20 protein-coding genes are annotated in these 19,867 nt (G+C 72.0%); 15 read left to right on the top strand and 5 right to left on the bottom strand.

The features are described 5' to 3' along the window. The first annotated feature begins 61 nt into the window (after positions 1-61). From lysS to V3C34_RS16405, 8 genes are all read left to right on the top strand, one after another. On the top strand, positions 62-1,516 hold the full coding sequence (gene lysS / locus V3C34_RS16440; protein WP_345912660.1) for a lysine--tRNA ligase: 1,455 nt from the start codon (positions 62-64) through the stop codon (positions 1,514-1,516). Positions 1,517-1,518: 2 nt separating this feature from the next. After that, the gene (locus V3C34_RS16435; RefSeq protein ID WP_068321279.1) at positions 1,519-1,725 is read left to right on the top strand and encodes a hypothetical protein; all 207 of its coding nucleotides are present in this window, start codon (positions 1,519-1,521) and stop codon (positions 1,723-1,725) included. Positions 1,726-1,776: 51 nt separating this feature from the next. After that, positions 1,777-2,106, top strand: a complete 330-nt coding sequence (locus tag V3C34_RS16430) for a histone-like nucleoid-structuring protein Lsr2 (RefSeq protein WP_068321282.1) — start codon at positions 1,777-1,779, stop codon at positions 2,104-2,106. Next, positions 2,019-2,738, top strand: coding sequence for a hypothetical protein (locus tag V3C34_RS16425; RefSeq protein WP_346007673.1), 720 nt, complete (start codon positions 2,019-2,021; stop codon positions 2,736-2,738). The genes V3C34_RS16430 and V3C34_RS16425 overlap by 88 nt, the downstream gene beginning before the upstream one ends. A gap of 204 nt (positions 2,739-2,942) precedes the next feature. Next, positions 2,943-3,806 (top strand): NAD(P)-binding domain-containing protein, encoded by an 864-nt coding sequence (locus V3C34_RS16420; protein ID WP_346007672.1) that lies wholly within the window; start codon positions 2,943-2,945, stop codon positions 3,804-3,806. Between the two features lies 1 nt (position 3,807). Further along, entirely contained in the window at positions 3,808-4,593 is a 786-nt protein-coding gene (locus V3C34_RS16415) for an SDR family oxidoreductase (RefSeq protein WP_068321291.1), read from the top strand. 25 nt (positions 4,594-4,618) lie between these two features. Next, positions 4,619-5,545 (top strand): dihydrodipicolinate synthase family protein, encoded by a 927-nt coding sequence (locus V3C34_RS16410; RefSeq protein ID WP_346007671.1) that lies wholly within the window; start codon positions 4,619-4,621, stop codon positions 5,543-5,545. Between the two features lie 4 nt (positions 5,546-5,549). After that, positions 5,550-6,197, top strand: a complete 648-nt coding sequence (locus V3C34_RS16405; RefSeq protein WP_346007670.1) for a GntR family transcriptional regulator — start codon at positions 5,550-5,552, stop codon at positions 6,195-6,197. A gap of 43 nt (positions 6,198-6,240) precedes the next feature. Here V3C34_RS16405 and ligD (V3C34_RS16400) read toward each other — a convergent pair whose 3' ends face one another. Both ligD (V3C34_RS16400) and ligD (V3C34_RS16395) read right to left on the bottom strand, forming a co-directional pair. Continuing rightward, complete coding sequence (gene ligD, locus V3C34_RS16400; RefSeq protein WP_345912667.1) at positions 6,241-7,119, bottom strand: non-homologous end-joining DNA ligase; 879 nt, start codon at positions 7,117-7,119, stop codon at positions 6,241-6,243. Next, positions 7,112-8,047 carry a non-homologous end-joining DNA ligase gene (ligD, locus tag V3C34_RS16395; protein WP_346007669.1) on the bottom strand — a complete coding sequence of 312 codons (936 nt, stop codon included), beginning with the start codon at positions 8,045-8,047 and terminating at the stop codon, positions 7,112-7,114. Before ligD (V3C34_RS16395) ends, ligD (V3C34_RS16400) begins: the two co-directional genes overlap by 8 nt. 54 nt (positions 8,048-8,101) lie before the next feature. On the opposite strand from ligD (V3C34_RS16395), the gene V3C34_RS16390 reads away from it, so the two are divergent. Beyond that, complete coding sequence (locus V3C34_RS16390) at positions 8,102-9,067, top strand: TAXI family TRAP transporter solute-binding subunit (protein ID WP_346007668.1); 966 nt, start codon at positions 8,102-8,104, stop codon at positions 9,065-9,067. Here V3C34_RS16390 and V3C34_RS16385 read toward each other — a convergent pair. Further along, the gene (locus tag V3C34_RS16385) at positions 9,064-10,422 is read right to left on the bottom strand and encodes a HAMP domain-containing sensor histidine kinase (protein ID WP_346007667.1); all 1,359 of its coding nucleotides are present in this window, start codon (positions 10,420-10,422) and stop codon (positions 9,064-9,066) included. The two genes, V3C34_RS16390 and V3C34_RS16385, sit on opposite strands and share 4 nt — an antisense overlap. Before the next feature lie 3 nt (positions 10,423-10,425). Continuing rightward, positions 10,426-11,085 (bottom strand): response regulator transcription factor, encoded by a 660-nt coding sequence (locus V3C34_RS16380; protein WP_068321313.1) that lies wholly within the window; start codon positions 11,083-11,085, stop codon positions 10,426-10,428. Positions 11,086-11,186: 101 nt separating this feature from the next. Between V3C34_RS16380 and V3C34_RS16375 the strand changes: the two genes are divergently transcribed. From V3C34_RS16375 to lhgO, 5 genes are all read left to right on the top strand, one after another. Beyond that, on the top strand, positions 11,187-13,352 hold the full coding sequence (locus V3C34_RS16375) for a TRAP transporter fused permease subunit (RefSeq protein ID WP_338537587.1): 2,166 nt from the start codon (positions 11,187-11,189) through the stop codon (positions 13,350-13,352). A gap of 71 nt (positions 13,353-13,423) precedes the next feature. Continuing rightward, complete coding sequence (locus V3C34_RS16370) at positions 13,424-14,416, top strand: TAXI family TRAP transporter solute-binding subunit (protein WP_068321320.1); 993 nt, start codon at positions 13,424-13,426, stop codon at positions 14,414-14,416. After that, on the top strand, positions 14,413-15,573 hold the full coding sequence (locus tag V3C34_RS16365; protein ID WP_068321323.1) for an acyl-CoA dehydrogenase family protein: 1,161 nt from the start codon (positions 14,413-14,415) through the stop codon (positions 15,571-15,573). The genes V3C34_RS16370 and V3C34_RS16365 overlap by 4 nt, the downstream gene beginning before the upstream one ends. Next, positions 15,570-16,691: a CaiB/BaiF CoA transferase family protein gene (locus V3C34_RS16360; protein WP_245634846.1), complete on the top strand. Its 1,122-nt coding sequence runs from the start codon at positions 15,570-15,572 to the stop codon at positions 16,689-16,691. The genes V3C34_RS16365 and V3C34_RS16360 overlap by 4 nt, the downstream gene beginning before the upstream one ends. A 12-nt stretch (positions 16,692-16,703) precedes the next feature. Next, complete coding sequence (lhgO, locus tag V3C34_RS16355) at positions 16,704-17,918, top strand: L-2-hydroxyglutarate oxidase (protein WP_068321327.1); 1,215 nt, start codon at positions 16,704-16,706, stop codon at positions 17,916-17,918. A gap of 6 nt (positions 17,919-17,924) precedes the next feature. On the opposite strand, the gene V3C34_RS16350 is transcribed toward lhgO, so the two are convergent. Further along, positions 17,925-18,773, bottom strand: a complete 849-nt coding sequence (locus tag V3C34_RS16350; RefSeq protein ID WP_346007666.1) for a hypothetical protein — start codon at positions 18,771-18,773, stop codon at positions 17,925-17,927. 130 nt (positions 18,774-18,903) lie between these two features. Here V3C34_RS16350 and V3C34_RS16345 point away from each other — a divergent pair, with 130 nt between their 5' ends. Continuing rightward, a complete protein-coding gene (locus tag V3C34_RS16345) occupies positions 18,904-19,860 on the top strand; it encodes a Ku protein (RefSeq protein ID WP_346007665.1) in 957 nt (318 codons plus the stop codon). Positions 19,861-19,867: the final 7 nt, after the last annotated feature.

Below are 19,867 nucleotides of genomic sequence, written 5' to 3'. Positions count from 1 at the left end.
GTGGTCTCCCGTGAGTGACGCCCCCATCGAGACCCCTGCCGACGACGAGCTGCCGGAGCAGATGCGCATCCGGCGCGACAAGCGCGACCGGCTCCTCGCCGACGGCCGGCAGGCGTACCCGGTGGGCATCGGCCGGACCCACTCCCTCGCCGAGGTCACCGAGGGCTGGGCGTACCTCGAGACCGGCGAGGAGACCCAGGACGTCGTGACCGTCGCCGGCCGGGTGATGTTCGTGCGCAACACCGGCAAGCTCGCCTTCGCCGCGCTCCAGGAGGGCGTCGGCACGCGTCTGCAGGTCATGCTCTCCCTGGCCGAGGTCGGCGAGGACGCGCTCGCGGCGTGGAAGGCCGACGTCGACCTCGGCGACCACGTCGCCGTCACCGGCCGGGTCATCCGCTCCCGTCGCGGCGAGCTGTCGGTCATGGCGACGTCATGGGTCATGGCCTCAAAGGCACTGCGGCCGCTGCCGGTCCTGCACAAGGAGCTGTCCGAGGAGTCGCGGGTGCGTCAGCGCTACGCCGACCTCGTCGTGCGCCAGGAGGCCCGTGACATGGTGCGGCTGCGCGCGGGCATCGTGCGCGCCATCCGCGAGACCCTGCACGCGCGCTCGTTCATCGAGATCGAGACGCCGGTGCTGCAGACCGTGCACGGCGGCGCCGCGGCCCGTCCTTTCAACACGCACATGAATGCCTTCGGTCAGGACATGTCCTTGCGGATCGCGCTCGAGCTGCCGCTCAAGAAGGCGGTCGTCGGTGGCATCGACCGCGTGTACGAAATGGGTCGCCTCTTCCGCAACGAAGGCGTCGACTCGACGCATTCTCCGGAATTCACCTCGCTCGAGGCCTATGAGGCCTGGGGGGACCAGTTCACGATGGCCGAGCTGATCAAGGACCTGCATTTGGCCGCCGCCGATGTGGCCGGGACGCGCGTGGTGCAGACGCCTCGTGGAGAGGTCGACCTCGACGGCGAGTGGCGCTGGCTGCCCTTCTACGAGGCCCTGAGCGAGGCCGTGGGCGAGAGCATCGACGTCAGGACTCCCGCGGAGCGGCTGCGCGAGATCGCGGCGGCAAAGGGGGTCGACCTCGACCCGTCGTGGGAGGACGCCGGCAAGATCGCCATGGAGCTGGTCGCCGAGCTCGTCGAGCCGACGTGCGTGCAGCCGACCTTCATCTGCGACTACCCCGCGATCGCCCAGCCTCTGGCGCGCCCGCACCGCGACGAGCCCGGTCTCATCGAGGCCTGGGACCTCTTCATCGGCGGCGTCGAGCGGGGTACGGCCTTCTCCGAGCTCATCGACCCGGTGATCCAGCGCCGCGTCCTCGAGGACCAGTCGCGGCGGGCCGCGGCCGGCGACGAGGAGGCCATGCAGCTCGACGAGGACTTCCTGCGCGCCCTGGAGTTCGGCGCCCCGCCGATGGGCGGTCTTGGTCTGGGGATCGACCGGCTCATCATGCTCTTCACGGGTGCCGGGATCCGGGAGACCATTCTCTTCCCGCACACCAAGCCCGAGGCCTGATCATGGAATTCATCAACGAGTACTGGCCCTATGCCGCGGCCCTGCTGCCGACCGTCGGGGTCGCATTCCTCTTTTACTGGATCATCCGATACATGCTCGAGGCCGATCGCAGCGAGCGCAAGGCCTTGGCGAAGTGGAATGCGGAGCAGCGCAAGGATGCGCACGAGAAGAAGGACATTTCCGGGGATTCTCCGCAGGGCGGCGAATAGCCTAAGGTGGTGAATGACAGACATTCATTCACCACCTTTACGGAGACTTCCATGGCTCAGCGTGTCCAGATCCTGCTGGAGGACGATCTCGACGGTGGCGAGGCCACCGAGACGGTCACCTTCGCCCTCGACGGCGTGACCTACGAGATCGACCTCAGCGACAAGAATGCCGCCACGTTGCGTGACGCCCTCGCGGGCTACATCGGCGCCGGCCGTCGCGTCTCGGGTCGCCGCAGCAGCGGCGCCCCCTCCGGTTCGCGCAGCAACAGCGGCGAGCTCACCAAGATCCGCGAGTGGGCCCGCGCCAACGGCCACGACGTGTCCGACCGCGGCCGGATCAGCCAGAAGGTCCGCGACGCCTACGCCAAGGCCAACGGCTGAGCGGGTCACCCACGGTCGTCGAGCTGCGCGAGGGCCTCGCGCAGCTCGACCGACACCTCGCCTTCCTCACGGTCCGGGTCGCCGACGTCGGTGACCCGGACCTCGGCGTCCCCCTCGCCGAGGCGCTCCAGATCGCCCCGGAGTGGATCGAGCGCTACGAGCGGCTGACGATCGCGCAGTCCGGGGTCGCGCCGCCCGGGATGCCGGCAGCCTTCGTCCTGCAGTACCTGCTCGACCCGCTCGCGACGGTCGTCGCGACGGCGGCGATGCGCACCCCCTTCGCGCTGTCGGCGGAGGCCCGGCTGTGGTCCCTCGACCTGGACCCGGTGTACGCCTACCCGGTGGCGGTGCAGGTGCGTGCCGACGGTCACCGGCGCATCGCCGACGACCTGGAGCGCCACGAGGCCGCGTGGCAGTCCTACCGCGCCGCCGCGACCGGGCTCGCGACCGGCCTGCCGACCCCGACGAAGATGAGCAGCCGCCAGCGCCTCGGCATGGTCGAGGACATGTGGGAGCAGGCGCTCGCCCGCACCATCGGCCGCACCCCACCGCGCCGGCTCTCGTGCTGCCTGATGTACGCCCTCCCGGGCTGCCTGCCCTGCGCCGGCTGCCCGCGGACCGCCGGGGCCTGACCCGCTGCCCCCCCCCCCGCATTGCCCTAGGGCAATGCGACCTCTTCCGACCGTTCGTCTGCATTGCCCTAGGGCAATGCAGACGAAGTGGCCGACGGGCGGGAAGGGGCAGGGGAGACCGCATGGGATACGGTTCGTTGGTCAGCGGGCACGATCAGCGATGATCTCGCTCCGATTGTCTTGATCTTGTATCGAGGAGGAGCCGTGCGCATCGCCGTCGTCGGGTGCGGAGAGGTCGGGACGACCTATGCCCGCGCTCTGGTCGACGGGGGCGCCCACGAGCTCGTGCTGTGCGACCCGGCGCCGGGAGCGGCCCTCGCGAAGTGGGCCCGCGAGCACGACGTCCCGCTCCACGAGTCCCTCGGGCCGTGGCTCGCGCAGGTCCAGCGCGCCTGGGTCTGCGTCGCCGGCGAGCTCGCCCACGACGTCGTCCGCGGACTCGTCGACCACCTGCTCGTCGGGGCCGTCGTCGTCGACCTCACGACCGCCTCCCCGGCCGACAAGCGCCGCTCCGCCGACGCGGCGGCGGGCCGGACCGGCTACGTCGATGCCGTCATCATGGGAGCCGTCGGCCTGACCGGCGCCGCGACCCCGCTCCTCGTCGCCGGCCCACCCGCCGGCCTCGAGGGGCTCGAGGACCTCGGCGCGCCCGTGCGGCACCTCCCCGCCGCGGGGCCTGGGGACGCGGCGGCGCTCAAGCTGCTGCGCAGCGTCCTCACCAAGGGGCTCGAGGCCCTCGGTGTCGAGTGCCTCCTCGCGGCCGAGGAGCTCGGGGTCCGCCACGAGCTCGCCTCCGTCTTGGCCGACATCGACGAGGGTGGTCTGACCCCCTTCGTCGAGGCGGTCGTGCGCTCCCACCCGCAGCACGCCGCACGACGTCGCCACGAGGTCGCCCGCGCGGCCCACCAGCTCGCCGACAGCGGTCGTCCGTCACCGCTGCTCCGGGAGGTGGAGGCGCGCTTCGCCGGCACGGCGGAGGCCGCCGCCGGCGACCCACCCACGACCACGAGCCTCGACGACGCACTCGCCTGGCTCGCGACGACCACCCGCACGACCGACAGGAGCTGACATGGATCTCGGGATCACCGGCAGGACCGCACTCGTCCTCGGCGGAGGTGGTGGGCTCGGCGGGGCCATCGCCCGCGAGCTCGCCGCGGAGGGCGCAACCGTCGTCGTCGCGGGCCGCAGCCGCGAGCGCCTCGACGCGACCGTCGCCGACATCACCGCCGCCGGCGGCCGGGCTCATGCGCTCGTCTGGGACCTCGGCGAGCTCGACGTCGTCGACGCCCGCATCGGCTGGATCGAGGAGACCGTCGGCGGTGTCGACATCCTCGTGGGCAACACCGGCGGGCCGCCGCCGGGGGCCGTCACCGCCGCCGACGCGTCGGTGTGGGAGACCCAGTTCCGCTCGATGGTCCTCTCCGTCATCACCATCACCAACCGCGTGCTGCCCGGCATGCGCGAGCGCGGCTGGGGGCGGGTCATCACCTCGACGAGCTCGGGTGTCGTCGCGCCCATCCCCGGGCTCGGGCTGTCCAACGCCCTGCGCAGCACGCTGCTCGGCTGGTCCAAGACCCTCGCCGGCGAGGTCGCCGCCGACGGCATCACGGCCAATGTCGTCGTGCCGGGACGGATCGCGACCGACCGCGTGGCCTTCCTCGACGCGGCCAAGGCCGAGCGCGAGGGCCGCACTGCCGAGGAGGTCACGGCCGCGAGCCTGGCGACGATCCCCGCCGGCCGCTACGGCGATCCCCGCGAGTACGCCCAGACCGTCGCCTTCCTCGCCGGCGTGCCCGCCGGCTACATCACCGGGTCGGTCGTGCGCGTCGACGGCGGCTACGTCCCGGCGATCTGAACCACCCACCACACCAGGAGCCACGATGACCCTCTCCCGCACCACCGCCGGCGTCTACGCGATCGCGCCGACCCCCTTCGCCCCCGACGGCAGCGTCGACCACGCCTCCCTCGACCGGCTCGTCGACTTCTACGGCGAGGTCGGCGTCGACGGGCTCACCGTCCTCGGCCAGCTCGGCGAGGCGCCCAAGCTCGACCAGGACGAGGCCGTCGAGATCGCGCGCCGGGTCATCGAGCGGGCCGACCTGCCGGTCGTCGTCGGGGTCTCCGCACCCGGCTTCGCCGCGATGCGCTCGCTCACCGCCGCGGTCATGGACGCCGGTGCCGCCGGCGTGATGATCGCCCCGCCCAACACCCTGCGGACCGACGACCAGGTCGTCGGGTACTACGCCGGCGCGGCGGACGCGATCGGGGAGGGGACCCCCTTCGTCATCCAGGACTACCCGCTCACCTTCAGCGTGCAGATGTCGCCGGGCACCATCGCGCGCATCGCCCGCGACAACCCGGGTGCCGTGATGCTCAAGCACGAGGACTGGCCGGGGCTGGAGAAGATCACCGCCCTGCGTGACCTCGAGGCGAAGGGGGAGATGCCGCGCCTGTCCGTGCTGACGGGCAACGGCGGGCTCTTCCTCGACTACGAGATGGAGCGCGGCGCGGACGGCGCGATGACCGGCTACTGCTTCCCCGACCTGCTCGTCGACGTCGTGCGGATGTCGCGGGCGGGGGAGCGGGAGGCGGCGCACGACCTCTTCGACGCGCACCTGCCGCTGATGCGCTACGAGCAGCAGCCGGGCGTCGGTCTCGCGGTGCGCAAGTACGTCCTGCAGCGCCGTGGGGTCCTCGCCTCCGACGCGCAGCGCTCGCCCTCGCGCGGCCTGACGCCGACCGCCCGCGCGGAGGTCGACCACCTGCTGCGGCGGCTCGCGCGGCACGACGCGCGCGCCGCATCCTGAGCCGGTGGCCCGCGCCGACGGCGTCTACGATAGCCTGCGCAGCCGGATCCTCTCCGGCGAGCACGCGCCGGGCAGCCGCCTGCCCGAGGAGGCCCTGAGCGAGGCGCTCGGGGTGAGCCGCACCCCCGTGCGCTCGGCCTTGCACCGCCTCGCCGACGAGGGGCTGGTGACCCTCGAGCCACGACGGGGCGCCTTCGTCGCGGAGTTCACCCGGGCGGACGTGGACGAGGTCTTCGAGCTGCGGGGGCTGCTCGAGCGCCGCGCGGCCGCCCGGGCGGCGGTGCACCGCAGCGCCGACCACGTCGCGCGGCTGTCCGAGCTCGTCGAGGAGATGAGCGCCCTTGCGGCCCAGGAGGGCAGCAGCCGGCTCGACGACCTGCACCACAACAACCGGGACTTCCACGAGCTCGTCCTCGCGGCCGCCGAGTCGCCGCGCCAGTTCAGGATCACGACGGCCCTCGCGCGCACCTCGCTCACCCCGGGCAGCTTCTTCGACTACGAAGACGAGGACATCGACCGCAGCGTGCAGTTCCACCGGATGATCTCCCGCGCCGTCGCCGACGGGCAGGCCGAGCTGGCCGGCGACCTCATGGCCGCGCACATCGGCATGGCCCACCGGTCCTTCGTCGAGCGCCGCTTCGCGGCCCCCTGAGGCTGCATTGCCCTAGGGGAATGCAGGTTCGGGGGACGGGGCGTCAGGGAAGGAGGGGGGCGAGGAGGTCTCCGTGCTCGGCGAGCCGGTCGAGGACCTGCTCGCCGTCGAGCTGGACGAGCGCGTCCGGGTCCTCGGCGCCGGCCTCGACCTCGTCCCACGTGCGGGGCGCCGCGACCCAGGGGTCGTCACGTCCGCGCATCGAGTAGGGGCAGATCGTCGTCTTGGCGGCGACGTTCTGGCTCCAGTCGAGGAAGACCTTGCCCGGGCGCAGGGTCTTGGTCATCTTCCACAGCACGAGGTCGGGGTGCTTCTTGGTCATCTCCTGGGCGAGCTGCTGCGCGAGGTCGCGGACCTGGTCGCTCGTGAGGTCGCCACCGAGCGCCGCGTAGAGCTGCATCCCCTTGCTGCCCGAGGTGACGGGGTGGAGGTCGAGCCCGAGGGAGCCGAGCCGCTCGCGCAGCAGCAGCGCCACGCGGGCGCACTCGTGCAGGCCGGCCGGCTTGCCGGGGTCGAGGTCGATGACGAGGCGGTCGGGGTTGATCCGCTGCCCGTCGGCGTCCACGCGCCACTGCGGCACGTGCAGCTCGACGCTGTTGAGGTTGACGAGGTAGGTCAGCTGCGCGAGATCCTGCACGAGCGGGTACGTCACGTCGTCGATCGTCACCCTCGGCAGCCACGAGGGCGCGCCGGAGGGCAGGTTCTTCTCGAAGAAGCTCTCCCCGCCCACACCGTGCGGCCACCGCACCCGCGTCACCGGCCGCTCGGCGAGGTGCGCGAGGAGGGTCTCTCCGGCGCGGGCGTAGTAGTCGAGGATCTCCCCCTTCGTCGTCTCGGTCGCGGGGTACATGACCTTGTCCAGCGAGGTCAGGCGCAGGGTGCGCCCCGCGACCTGGACCCGCGTCGCCGACGTCTCAGGCACCGCTCGTCTCCCTCAGGTCGGCGGCGGTCAGGTCCGACCGCACGCGCAGGTAGGACGGCTGGCGCAGCCGGCCACCGCTGCTGCGGCCCAGGCTCGCCACGTCGATGACGACCTCCGGCTCCACCCACGTGGTCCCGCGCGCGTCCTCGCGCGGCACCTCGGTGACGAAGGGAGACCCCGCTCGCCCTAGCGGACGCAGCCGCGTGAGGAGACTCGCCCCCGCACGTCCAGCGAGCCCGGAGCCGACCCGCCCGGCGAACTCCCACCCGGACGCCCCGGGCTCGCCGACCAGCACGGACCCCAGGGCGACGCCGCCGGTCTCGGGGCGCCAGCCGCAGACGACGACGGACTCGCTGGCGCGGTGGGGCAGCTTCAGCCAGTCCGTGGACCGGCGGCCAGGGTGGTAGAGCGAGGTGCGGCGCTTGGAGACGATGCCCTCGAGGCCCTGCTCGGCGGTGGCGGCGAGCAGGCCGGCACCGTCGTCGTGGACCGGCGGCGTCTGCCAGCGCGTGCCCTCGAGCTCGAGCTGCTCCAGGAGGGCCCGCCGTGCGGTCCACGGCTGCCCCGTGAGGTCCTGCCCGAGCAGCCGCAGGACGTCGAAGACCATGTACGTCACCGGTCGGGCGACCGCCGCCCGCGCGGCCCGGCGCGCGTCGGTCACGTGCATGCGCTCGGCGAGCGCGCCGAAGGAGGGCCGCCCGTCCTCGAGCGCGACGACCTCGCCGTCGAGGACCATGTCGTCGTAGAGGTCGGCGAGGGGGACGAGCTCGGGGAAGGAGACCGTGACGTCCCGGCCGGTGCGGCTCGTCAGCGTGAGGCCGCCGCCCTTCGCCTCGGCGATGACCCGCATCCCGTCCCACTTGACCTCGTGCGCCCAGCCGGGACCCGCGGGGACGGACTCGGTCGCGGTGGCGAGCATCGGGCGCATGGCCCCATCCTGCCGTGGGGATACCCACCCCGGGCGCGTGGGATGCTGGCGCGCATGCCCCCCGCCCGTCGCGCCGTGCTCGGCGCGGGCCTCGCCGCCCCGCTGCTCGGCACGCCCGCGCTCACGGCGTGCGGAGGACGCTCCTGGGACGACCTGCCCGACGCCCGGCTGACGATCGCGACCGGCAACCCCGGCGGGGTCTTCCACCGCTACGGCGAGGCGCTCGCGGAGGTCTTCGCCGAGCGGCTGGGCCTCACCGTCCGCACCCGCGGGACCAATGCGAGCATCGACAACGTCCGCGAGGTGTCGCAGCGGGTGAGCGACATCGGCTTCACCCTCGCCGACGTCGCGGCTGACGCCCGCCGCGGGCGCGGTGAGTTCCGTGAGCCGGTCGACATCGTCGCGATGGCCCGCGCGTACGACAGCTTCGTCCACCTCGTCGTGCGCGCGGACTCCGGCATCCGCTCGCTCGAGGACCTGCGCGGCCGCCGCGTGAGCCTCGGCGCGACCGGCTCGGGTACGCGCGGCATCGCCTGGCGGGTCGTGCGCGCGGCGGGTCTCGGCGACGAGGACATCGAGCAGATCGCCGAGACCCTGCAGGAGTCCGCGGACGCGGTCGCCCAGGACACCCTCGACGCCTTCTTCTTCGTGAGCGGGCTGCCCAACACCGCCGTGCTGCGGCTGTCGGAGCAGGTACCGATCCGCCTCGTCCCGCTCGGCACGATGGCCCCGCGCCTGGCCCGCGACCACGGCGCCGAGTTCTCCCGGTCCTCCATCCCCGCGTCGACCTACGGGCTCGAGCGCGCCGTCGACACGGTGAGCGTGCAGAACCACGTGCTCGTGCGGCCGGACCTCGACGACGACCTCGTCTACGCGCTCACCCGGGTGATGTTCGAGGAGCAGCCGGCGATCGAGGAGCTCGCGCCCGGCCTGCGCCAGCCCAACGTCGGCACGGCGATCTACACCAGCCCGCTGCCGCTGCACCCCGGCGCGCTGCGGTACTACCGCGAGCAGCGCTAGTCGGCGCCGGGCAGGGTGAGGTCCACGGTGAGCCCGCCCCCGGGGGTCTGCGAGACCTCGACGTCACCGCCGCACTCGGTGAGCCGCGCGCGCACGATGGCCAGCCCGAGGCCGGTGCCCTGCACGTTCTGGTGGGCCCGTCCGCGGAAGAACCGCGCCCCCACCCTGGCCAGGTCGTCGGGGTGGAGCCCCGGCCCGTGGTCGACGACCCGCACCCGCACCGGTCCGGCGAAGGGGGATCCCCCCGCCTGCGTCACCGTCACCTCGACCGGTGAGCCGGGCGCGAACTTCGCGGCATTGTCGAGCAGCGCGTCGAGGGCGGTGTCGAGGACCGCGACGGTCGCGAGGGCGGGCGCCTCGGGCGGGGCGTGGACCGTGAGCCGGTCGAAGACCGGTGCCCACATCTCGCAGCGATGGCGCACGACCACGGCGACGTCGACGCGGGTGCGGGTGACGGTCGCGGCACCGACCTGGGAGAGGTGGAGCAGCGACTCGACGGTCGCGCTGAGCCGGTCGGTCTCCTCGAGGACCGGCTCGACGTCGTCCGGGTCGACGCCCTCGGAGGCGAGGTTCTCCACCCGTAGGCGCAGCGCGGTGAGTGGGTTGCCGAGCTGGTGGGCCGCGTCGGCGACGAGCTCGCGCTGCTGGGCCTGGGAGGCCTGCACGCTGTCGGCCATCCCGTTGAAGGAGTGCGCCAGCTCGCGCAGCTCGGCCGGGCCGGTCTCGTTGGCGCGGGCGTCCATGTCCCCGGAGCTCAGCCGCCTGGCGGTGACGTCGAGGGCGTGGACCGGCCGCAGGACCCAGCCGACGGCGGGCACGACGACACCGTAGGCGGCGAGCAGCACGGTCGCGGCGCCGAGCCCACCGAGCACGAGCAGCCGCACGAGGACGTCGGAGCGCACCTCGTCGGTCGGGGCCACGACGACGACCGCTCCGAGCACCTGGGCGTCGCGGCCGACCGGCGAGCCGATGAGCATCTGCTCCTCGTGCCAGGGCCAGGCGGTCTCCGGCGGGTGCGTGGTGGCGCCGGTCAGGGCCCGGGTGATCGCCGCCTCGGTGCGCGGGCCGGCGGGGTCGGTCCCGGCACTCGTCACGACCTCACGGTTGGCGTCGGTGACGACGACCGAGCCGCCGTACACCTCGGTGTAGCGCCGCAGCTCGCTCTCGAGGCTGACGACGTCGTCGTCCTCGATGGCGTCCTCGGCAAGCACGGCGAAGCGGGCGACGTCACCGAGCCGACCGACGAACTGGTCCTGCGTGCGGTCCGCGGCGTAGGCGGCGAGGAGCGGGACCATGAGCGCCATGAGGAGCATCGCCAGGAGGGGCAGGGCGATGGCGAGCATGCGACGGCGCACGGATCAGCCCCCGTCCCGGATCCGGTAGCCGATGCCGCGCACGGTCTCGATGAGGCCCGGCCGGCCGAGCTTGGTGCGCAGGGCGGAGACGTGCACGTCGAGGGTGCGCGAGGCACCGATCCACGAGGTGTCCCAGATCGACTCCATGAGGGCCTCGCGGGTGATGGCGTCACCGCCGGCCTGCACGAGGGCCGCCAGCAGGTCGAACTCCTTGCGGGTCAACGAGACCTCGACCTCCCCGGCCCACACGCGGCGTGCGCCGTGGTCGAGCCGCACGTCGCCGACCTGCTCGACGGGCACCGGGACGGCATGGCCGGAGCGGCGCATCACCGCGTCGATGCGCGCCATGAGCTCGGCGAGGCGGTAGGGCTTGGTGACGTAGTCGTCGACGCCGGCGCGCAGCGCTGAGACGACGGAGGCCTCGTCCCGGCGGGCGGTCACGGCGATGATCGGCACCCCGGTGAGCTGGCGGATCTGGCGGGCCAGCGCCAGGCCGTCCTGGTCGGGCAGACCCATGTCGAGGAGCACGAGGTCGACGTCCTCGTAGCGGCCGATCGCCTCGGCCGCGGTCGCCGCTCGCGTGACGATCAGCTGGGCCCGGCGCAGCGCGGGTTCCAGGGCCGCGACGACCCGGTCATCGTCCTCGACGAGCAGGACTCGCACGGTCTCCCTCGTGGCAGCTGGGGGTGGGTCGAGCGTCAGATGTATGTAAAGTCCGACGCGATCCGCCCGGATGGGAGGTGGATCGCACCTACGTTACCCGCATGCCAACGGACAGCGTCGCCCGTGAGCACAAGCTCACCCCCGAGCCCGTCGACGTCGACAACCTTGTTGCCGACTACGACGAGGAGCGGCCCTCGCGCCAGCTCTCACCGCGCCTCGACCTCTTCGTCGGGGTCTGGTGCTTCCTGGTCGCCCTCTTCGTGCTCCGGCAGGTCTTCGACCCGCTCGAGCTGGGCAGCCAGTACTACCTCGTCTTCTTCCTCGCCACGACCCTCCCGCTCGTCTTCCTCACCTACCGCATGTGGGGGCGAAGGGAGGCAGCCGCCGACATCGACCCCGTCACCGACACCGCCGGTCGTCCCGCGCGATCGGACAACCCGGGGATCATCGACTGGGTCCTCGCGCTCGTCGCGCTCCTCGTCGGCCTCTACCCGGTGCTGCCGGTGCCGCTCAGCGACATCGGTTTCGGCGGCTACGAGGGCTTCCTGGACCGGCAGGGCTCGCTGCTCACGCTCGACGTCGTCGCCGGCCTGGTCCTCATGGTGCTCGTGCTCGAGGCGACCCGGCGCACGACGGGCCTCGTCCTGCCGATCGTCTGCCTGATCTTCTTCGCCTACGCCTACTACGGCGGGTTCCTCCCCGTCGGCTGGTCGATCAGCCACATCGGGCTCAACCTCGAGCAGATCATCAACGCGCTCTACAACGAGGCCTCCGGGTTCTTCGGCGTGCCGCTCGACGTCGCCGCGACCTACATCGTGCTCTTCACGATGTACGGCGCCGTCCTCGACCGGATGGGCGCGGGGCGCTTCTTCGTCGAGTTCAGCTTCTCGCTCTTCCGCAAGTCCGCCTCGGCCCCCGGCCGCACCGCCGCGACCTCGGGCTTCCTGCTCGGCACGGTCTCCGGGTCGGGCACCGCGACCGCGGTGACGCTCGGGTCCTTCGCCTGGCCGATCCTCAAGCGGGCCGGCTACCCCAAGGAGGCCGCCGGTGGCATGCTCGCCGCGGCCGGCATCGGCGCGATCCTCTCCCCGCCGACGATGGGTGCCGCGGCCTTCATCATCGCCGAGTACCTGAGCGTCTCCTACATCGAGGTGCTCATCTGGGCCATCGTCCCGACCCTGCTGTACTACCTCGGCATCTTCCTCGCCGTCGAGATCGACGCCCGGCGCTTCGGTGCCCGCCGCGTCGAGCTGGCCATCGGCAACCCCCTTCGTCTGCTGGCCCGCTCGGGCTACCACTTCATCAGCCTCGGCGTCATCGTCTTCTTCCTCGCGATCGACGTGCCGCCCTTCAAGGCGGTCGTCTACGCCACGGCCACCGCCGCGGTCTTCGGGCTCGCCGAGGCGGTGCTCTCCCGGCGCCGCGTCGTGAGCGGGTTCGACGACCACGACGTCGACCTCGAGCGCATGGAGCTCGGCGACTCGCTCAAGGACTACGGCACGCGCCTGTACTCGGCGCTCAGCTCGGGCATCCGCTCGGCGCTGCCGGTCATCGCGGTCTGCGCCGCGGCCGGCGTCATCACCTCGGTCATCGCCAAGACCGGCCTCGGGCAGATCCTCTCGGACGTGCTCATCCAGGCGGCCGACGCGCTGGCCTTCAACGACGCCTCGCTCATCGTGCTGTCGGCGCTCTTCTCCGCGATCGCGATCCTCATCCTCGGCCTCGCGGTGCCCGTCACCGCGTCCTTCATCCTCAGCTGGGTGATCATCGGGCCGGCGCTCATCGCGCTCGGCGTCGAGGCCCCGCAGGTCGCGATGTTCATCTTCTACTACGCCGTGCTCTCGGAGGTCTCGCCGCCGACGGCCCTGGCCGCCGTGGCCTCGGCCGCCATCACCGGCGGCCGGGTCATCCCGACGATGATCCAGGCCTGCAAGTACACGCTGCCGGCCTTCCTCGCGCCGCTCGCCTTCGTCGTCACCGACAACGGTGCGCTGCTCATCGCGGAGGGCTCCTTCCGCGACGTCGCGTGGGCCTTCGTCGTCGCCAGCTTCGCCGTCGGCGCGCTGGCCGTCGCCACCACCGGCTGGATGTTCGGCCCGACCTCCCTGCTCGAGCGGGCGCTCTGCGTCCCGGCCGCGCTCCTGCTCCTCTACCTGGTGCCCACCTCGATCGCCATCGGCTTCGCCGTGCTGGCCGTCGCGGTGGTCCTCCACCTCGTCCGACGCCGGGTTCGCCGCGACGCGACCCCGGTCGAGGCGACCACCTGACCCACCCGAGCTCCACCCCCTTCGCCCGCCCGGGCACCGCACCACCCACACCGCAACCGAAAGGCTCGACGATGCGCCGCACCACAACCATCACCGGACTCTCCCTCGCCGCAGCACTCGCCCTGTCCGCCTGCGGCGGCCAGCAGGACCGCAGCGGAGGCGAGAGCGGGGCCGACGAGAGCAGCTGTGACGCCGGTCAGGGCCGCCTCAACATCGCCACCGGCAACTCCACCGGCGTCTACTACGTCGTCGGCGGAGGCCTCGCCAAGCTCGTCAACGACAAGACCGACCTGCAGGCCACCTCCGCCGAGACCGGCGCGTCCGTGCAGAACATCCAGCAGGTCGTGAGCGGCGACTACGACGCCGGCTTCTCGCTCGCCGACACCGCCTCCGACGCGGTGGCCGGCAAGGGCGACTTCAAGGACAAGAAGGCCGACGTCTCGACCCTCGGCCGGATCTACTCCAACTACACGCACGTCGTCGTCAGCAAGAAGTCCGGGATCAACTCGGTCAAGGACTTCAAGGGCAAGACGATCTCGACCGGTTCGCCGAAGTCCGGCACCGAGGTCATCGCCAACCGCCTCATCGAGACGAGCGGCCTGGACCTCAAGGACGTCAAGCGCCAGCGCCTCGACCTCACCAAGACCGTCGACGGGATGAAGGACGGCTCGATCGACGGGCTCGTGTGGTCCGGCGGCCTGCCGACCCCGGCGATCACCGACCTCTTCACCTCGATGGGCGACGACGTCGAGTTCGTCGACGTCACGCCCCAGCTGGGCAAGATGCAGGAGCTGAACGAGGTCTACGAGGAGTCGACGATCCCCAAGGCCACCTACGACCTCGACGCCGACGTCAAGACCATCGCCGTGCCCAATGTCATCGTCGTCCGCAACGACATGCCCGACAACGTCGCCTGCGCGATCACCAAGCTCATGATCGACGAGAAGGACGCGCTCGCGCAGGTCCACCCGGCGGCCAAGGAGATCGAGCCCGAGACGATGAAGGAGACCGGCCCCATCCCGCTGCACCCCGGCTCGGAGCGCGCCCTGGAGGAGACCAAGTGACGCCGCTCGAGCTCTTCGCCACCGACTCCCTGATCGGGGAGGAGGACCGCGCGATCCGCGACACCGTCCGTAAGTACGTCGAGTCCAAGATCAAGCCCCAGGTCGCCGATTGGTACGAGAGCGGCCAGGTCCCCGCCCGGGAGCTGGCGCGCGAGCTCGGCTCGCTCGGCGTCCTCGGGATGCACCTCGAGGGCTACGGGTGCGCGGGGACGTCGGCGACGGCCTACGGCCTGGCGTGCATGGAGCTGGAGGCCGGTGACTCCGGCCTGCGCTCCCTCGTCAGCGTCCAGGGGTCGCTTGCGATGTTCGCCATCTGGAAGCACGGGTCGGAGGAGCAGAAGCAGCAGTGGCTGCCGCGCATGGCCGCCGGTGAGGCGATCGGCTGCTTCGGGCTGACCGAGCCGGACTTCGGCTCCAACCCGGCGGGCATGCGCACGCGTGCCCGCCGGGACGGCGACGACTGGGTCCTCACCGGCAACAAGATGTGGATCACCAACGGCTCCGTCGCCGACGTGGCCGTCGTGTGGGCGCAGACCGAGGACAAGGTGCGCGGGTTCGTCGTGCCGACCGACACCCCCGGGTTCTCCGCGCCGCTCATCAAGCGCAAGGTCTCGCTGCGCGCCTCCGTGACGAGCGAGCTCGTGCTCGAGGACGTGCGGCTGCCCGCCGACGCCGTGCTGCCCGAGGTCGCGGGCCTCTCCGGCCCGCTGTCCTGCCTCAACGAGGCGCGCTTCGGGATCGTCTTCGGTGCGCTCGGCGCGGCACGCGACTGCCTGGAGACGGCGATCACGTACAGCCGGGAGCGGGAGATCTTCGACAAGCCGCTCGCGGGCTACCAGCTGACGCAGGCCAAGCTCGCTGACATGTCGCTCGAGCTGGGCAAGGGGATGCTGCTCGCGCTGCAGATCTCCCGGCTCAAGGACGAAGGGAGCCTGGTGCCCGAGCAGGTCTCGCTCGGCAAGCTCAACAACGTGCGCGAGGCGATCGCCATCGCGCGCGAGTGCCGCACGATCCTCGGGGCCGCGGGCATCACGCTCGAGTACCCGATCATGCGGCACGCCAACAACCTCGAGTCGGTCCTCACCTACGAGGGCACCAGCGAGGTGCACCAGCTCGTCATCGGGCGGGCGCTCACCGGAGAGGCCGCCTTCCGGTGATCGCCCCCGGTGCCCTCGCGGGCGTGCGGGTCGCGGACTTCAGCCGCGTCCTCGCCGCTCCGTACGCGACCATGCTCATGGCCGACCTCGGCGCGGAGGTGATCAAGGTCGAGCGCCCCGACGGGGGTGACGAGACGCGCGCCTGGGGTCCGCCCTGGTCCGACGACGGGGAGTCGACGTACTTCCTCTCGGTCAACCGCAACAAGGAGTCGCGGGTGCTCGACCTGCGCTCCGAGGTCGACCGGGCGGAGGCGCTCGACCTCGTCGCCGGGTGCGACGTCGTCGTCGAGAACTTCCGCGCCGGGACCATGGAGCGTCTCGGTCTCGGCTGGGAGGAGCTGTCCGCGAGGGACCCGGGGCTCGTCTACTGCTCGATCACGGGGTTCGGCTCGGGGGCCGGCGCCGACCTGCCCGGCTACGACCTCGTCGCGCAGGCCGTCGGCGGGCTGATGTCGGTCACCGGCTCGCCGGATTCCGGCCCGCTCAAGTCCGGGGTCGCGCTCGTCGACATCATCACCGGCCTGCACGCGACCATCGGCATCCTCGCCGCGCTGCGGCACCGGGAGCGCACCGGCGAGGGGCAGCGGGTCGAGGTCAACCTGCTCTCCTCGCTGCTCTCGGCGCTCGCCAACCAGGCGTCGACCCACGTCGTCACGGGAGCGGTCCCGCAGGCCATGGGCAACCTCCACCCGAGCATCGCGCCCTACGAGGTCTTCGCCACGGCCGACCGCCCCGTGGCGATCGCCGCGGCCAACGACAAGCTCTTCCGGCTCCTCGCCGAGGGCATCGGGCGGCCGGAGCTGGTGGACGACCCGCGCTTCGCGAGCAATGCCGAGCGCGTGGCCCACCGGGCCGTGCTCACGGCGGAGCTCGAGGACGCGCTGGCCGGTCACGGCGCGGACCACTGGTTCGACCTGCTCTCGTCCAAGGGCGTGCCCTGCGGCCCGATCAACGACCTCGGCCAGGCCTTCGAGCTGGCCCGTACGCTGGGCCTCGACCCGGTCCACGAGGTGCCGGGGGAGGACGGTCGGGCACCCGTGCCCACCGTGTCCCACCCGATCTCGATGTCGCGGACGCCGGCGACCTACCGCACGGCGCCACCCCCCTTCGTCCCCTGAGGAGACCCGACCATGACCCTGCGCGTGGCCGTCATCGGCGGCGGCATCATCGGTACGGCCGTGGCGCGCCTGCTCGCCCGCGAGCACGGCGCCACGGTGACCCTGCTCGACAAGGAGGGGCACCTCGCAGCCCACCAGACCGGGCACAACAGCGGGGTCGTCCACGCGGGCCTGTACTACGAGCCCGGCAGCCTCAAGGCGACGTTGTGCCGCAGGGGTGTCGGGCTGCTGCGGGAGTTCGTCGACGAGCACGACATCGCCTACGACGAGTGCGGCAAGGTCGTCGTCGCGCTCGACGAGGTCCAGGCCGGGCGCCTCGACGCGCTCCACGCCCGCGCAGTCGCCAACGGCGTGCCCGGGGCGCGGCTCGTCGACGGCGACGGTCTGCGCGAGATCGAGCCCGGCGCCACGGGGGTGCGCGCCCTGCACTCGCCCACGACGGCGATCGTCGACTACCCGGCGGTGACGCGGGCGCTCGGCGCGCAGCTCACGGACGCCGGGGGAGAGGTGCGGCTCGGCCACGAGGTGACCGGCCTCGTCGACCGCGGCACCGGGGTGCGGGTCGAGACGGTGACGAAGGGTGCAGCCGACGGCGCCGAGTACGACCTCGTCATCGCGTGCGGCGGTCTGCAGAGCGACCGGCTCGCCGCGATGCTCGGCGAGTCCCGCAGCCCGCGGATCGTGCCCTTCTACGGGGACTACTTCGTGCTGCCGCGCGAGCAGCGCGCGGCGGTGCGGGGGATGGTCTACCCGGTGCCGGACCCGCGCTACCCCTTCCTCGGCGTGCACGTCACTCCGCGCGTCGACGGTGTGCTGACGCTCGGTCCCAATGCCTTCCTCTCGCTCGGGCGCGAGTCCTACGGGCGGCGCGCGCCGGTGCCCGCGGACGTCCTCGACGTCGTGGGGTTCTCGGGGTTCTGGCGCTTCGCCGCGGCGAACCTGCCTGCGGCAGTGCGGGAGTCGCGCACCGCGCTCAGTTCGCGACAGTTCGTCGCCGAGGCGCGCAAGTACGTGCCCGGGCTCGACACCTCGGGTGCCGTCCGCGGCACGAGGGGTGTGCGTGCGCAGGCGATGGGCGAGGACGGACACCTCGTCGACGACTTCGTCATCACCGGGACCGACCGGGTCGTCCTCGTGCGCAACGCGCCCTCGCCCGGCGCGACCTCGGCGCTCGCGATCGCCGAGCACGTCGTGGCCGAGGCCATGGCCCGTCGCTCGGGACGCTGAGGACGGTCAGTAGGTCCGGTGGCGCCAGGAGCCGATCCGACCGCCGATGAACGATGCCCTCGCGTCGGTGCGGTCGGGGTCGTAGTAGCCGTAGACCCCTCCGATCCGCGTCACCCCCAGGTACGCGCCCGCCCGCGGTCGTTCGATGCAGCGCCCTGACGCGAAGGTCACGAAGTTCTGGTAGCCGGTGCGGCCCAGGGTCGTGCGCGTCACCGTCGCCGTGCTGTCCCGGCGGACCTTGACCTGGAGGAGCTCTCCCTTCGTCGTCGTCGCGATGACCGTGTCGGCCCAGGGCGTGCTGCGGTCCAGGCTCATCGTCTTGACGTCGGCGAGGGTCGACCACCTGATGACCCGGCCCCTGACAGGGGCACCTCCGGGAGCGATCTCGTAGCGGACCAGGTGCCGCCCGGCGAGGCGGTAGTAGTACGTCCGGCTCGCGGTGAGGGCACGGGTGCTCGACCAGTCGCCCGGGACCCGTCGCATCGCGTAGCGGCCGGTGTCGTCCTGGTCGCTGAGCCACTGGGTCCACACGAAGACGCGACCTCGGTCGTCGACGGCGAGCTGCTTGGTCGTTGTGCCGTCGCCGGTCCACGTCGCCGAGGACTGCGCGACATGCCGGGGCCAGACGGACAGCGGTCGTTGCTCGATGTCCCACGTGCGCAGGTAGCCGGACCTCATGACCACCTTGTAGAGGCGTCCGGCGGAGCTGACGGAGTAGGACCTCGCCGCGCAGTTGACCGGGATCCCGTGCGGGGGTTCGGTGGCCGGCGCAGCGGCCCCGGCGAGGGCCGGCCCGGGTCCGAGAGCGGTCGTCGCGATGGCTGCGGCGAGGGTGGCGAGGCGTCGACCGATCATGGTGTCCTCCGTGCACGAGGGGGTGCGCCCGACGAGCGTGTGACGACGCTACTCCCGGCGCCGCGAGACCGCCAGACCCGTCGGCGGTCTCGACCGTGACGTCGTCGACCCGAACGGGCATGCTGGACCCATGCGTGCAATCTGGAAGGGTGCCGTCTCCTTCGGCCTGGTCAACGTCCCGGTCCGCCTGTACTCGGCGACGGAGAACCACGACGTCCAGTTCCGGCAGGTGCACCGCACCGACGGCGGCCGGATCAAGTACAAGCGGTTCTGCACCAAGGACGGCGAAGAGGTCGCCTACGACGACATCGCCAAGGGCTACGAGACCGAGGACGGCGCGATGATCGTCCTCACGGACGAGGACATGGCCGAGCTGCCGACGCGCTCCAGCAAGGAGATCAGCGTCGAGAAGTTCGTCCCCGAGGACCAGATCGACCCGATGCTCCTCGACAAGAGCTACTACCTCGAGCCGGACAAGGCCGCGACCAAGCCCTACGTCCTGCTCCGCGAGGCCCTCGAGGCGCAGGGGCGCATGGCGATCGTCACCGTCTCGATCCGCACGCGCATGACGATGGCGGTGCTGCGCGTGCGCGAGGGTGTCATCGTCATGCAGACGATGCTGTGGCCCGACGAGATCCGGGCGGCGGACTTCGCCGACATCGAGGACCAGGACCTCTCCGAGCGCGAGATGTCGATGGCGCGCATGCTCATCGACGAGCTCGCCGGCGACTACGACCCCGACGAGTACGAGGACGACTACGCGCAGGCCGTCGAGGCCCTCGTCCGCGCCAAGGTCGAAGGGGGAGAGGTCCAGGCGGTCGAGGAGGACGAGAAGGAGTCCGGCGAGGTCGTCGACCTGCTGGCCGCGCTCGCCCGCTCGGTCGAGAAGGCCAAGGCCTCGCGTGGCGAGGCACCCGCCCCGGCGAAGGCGAGCGCGAAGAAGGCCCCGGCCAAGAAGACGGCGGCGAAGTCCACGACGAAGAAGACTGCGGCCAAGAAGACGGCGGCCAAGAAGACCGCGGCCAAGCAGGCCGCCGCCACGAAGTCGACCGCGAAGAAGTCTGCCGCGAAGAAGAAGGCGAGTTGAGCCCCCT

The sequence above is a fragment of the Janibacter terrae genome (assembly GCF_039636765.1).
GTDB lineage: Bacteria > Actinomycetota > Actinomycetes > Actinomycetales > Dermatophilaceae > Janibacter > Janibacter terrae.
The sequence above is the reverse complement of the archived record's forward strand: the minus strand, read 5'-3'. Positions and strand labels throughout refer to the sequence as shown.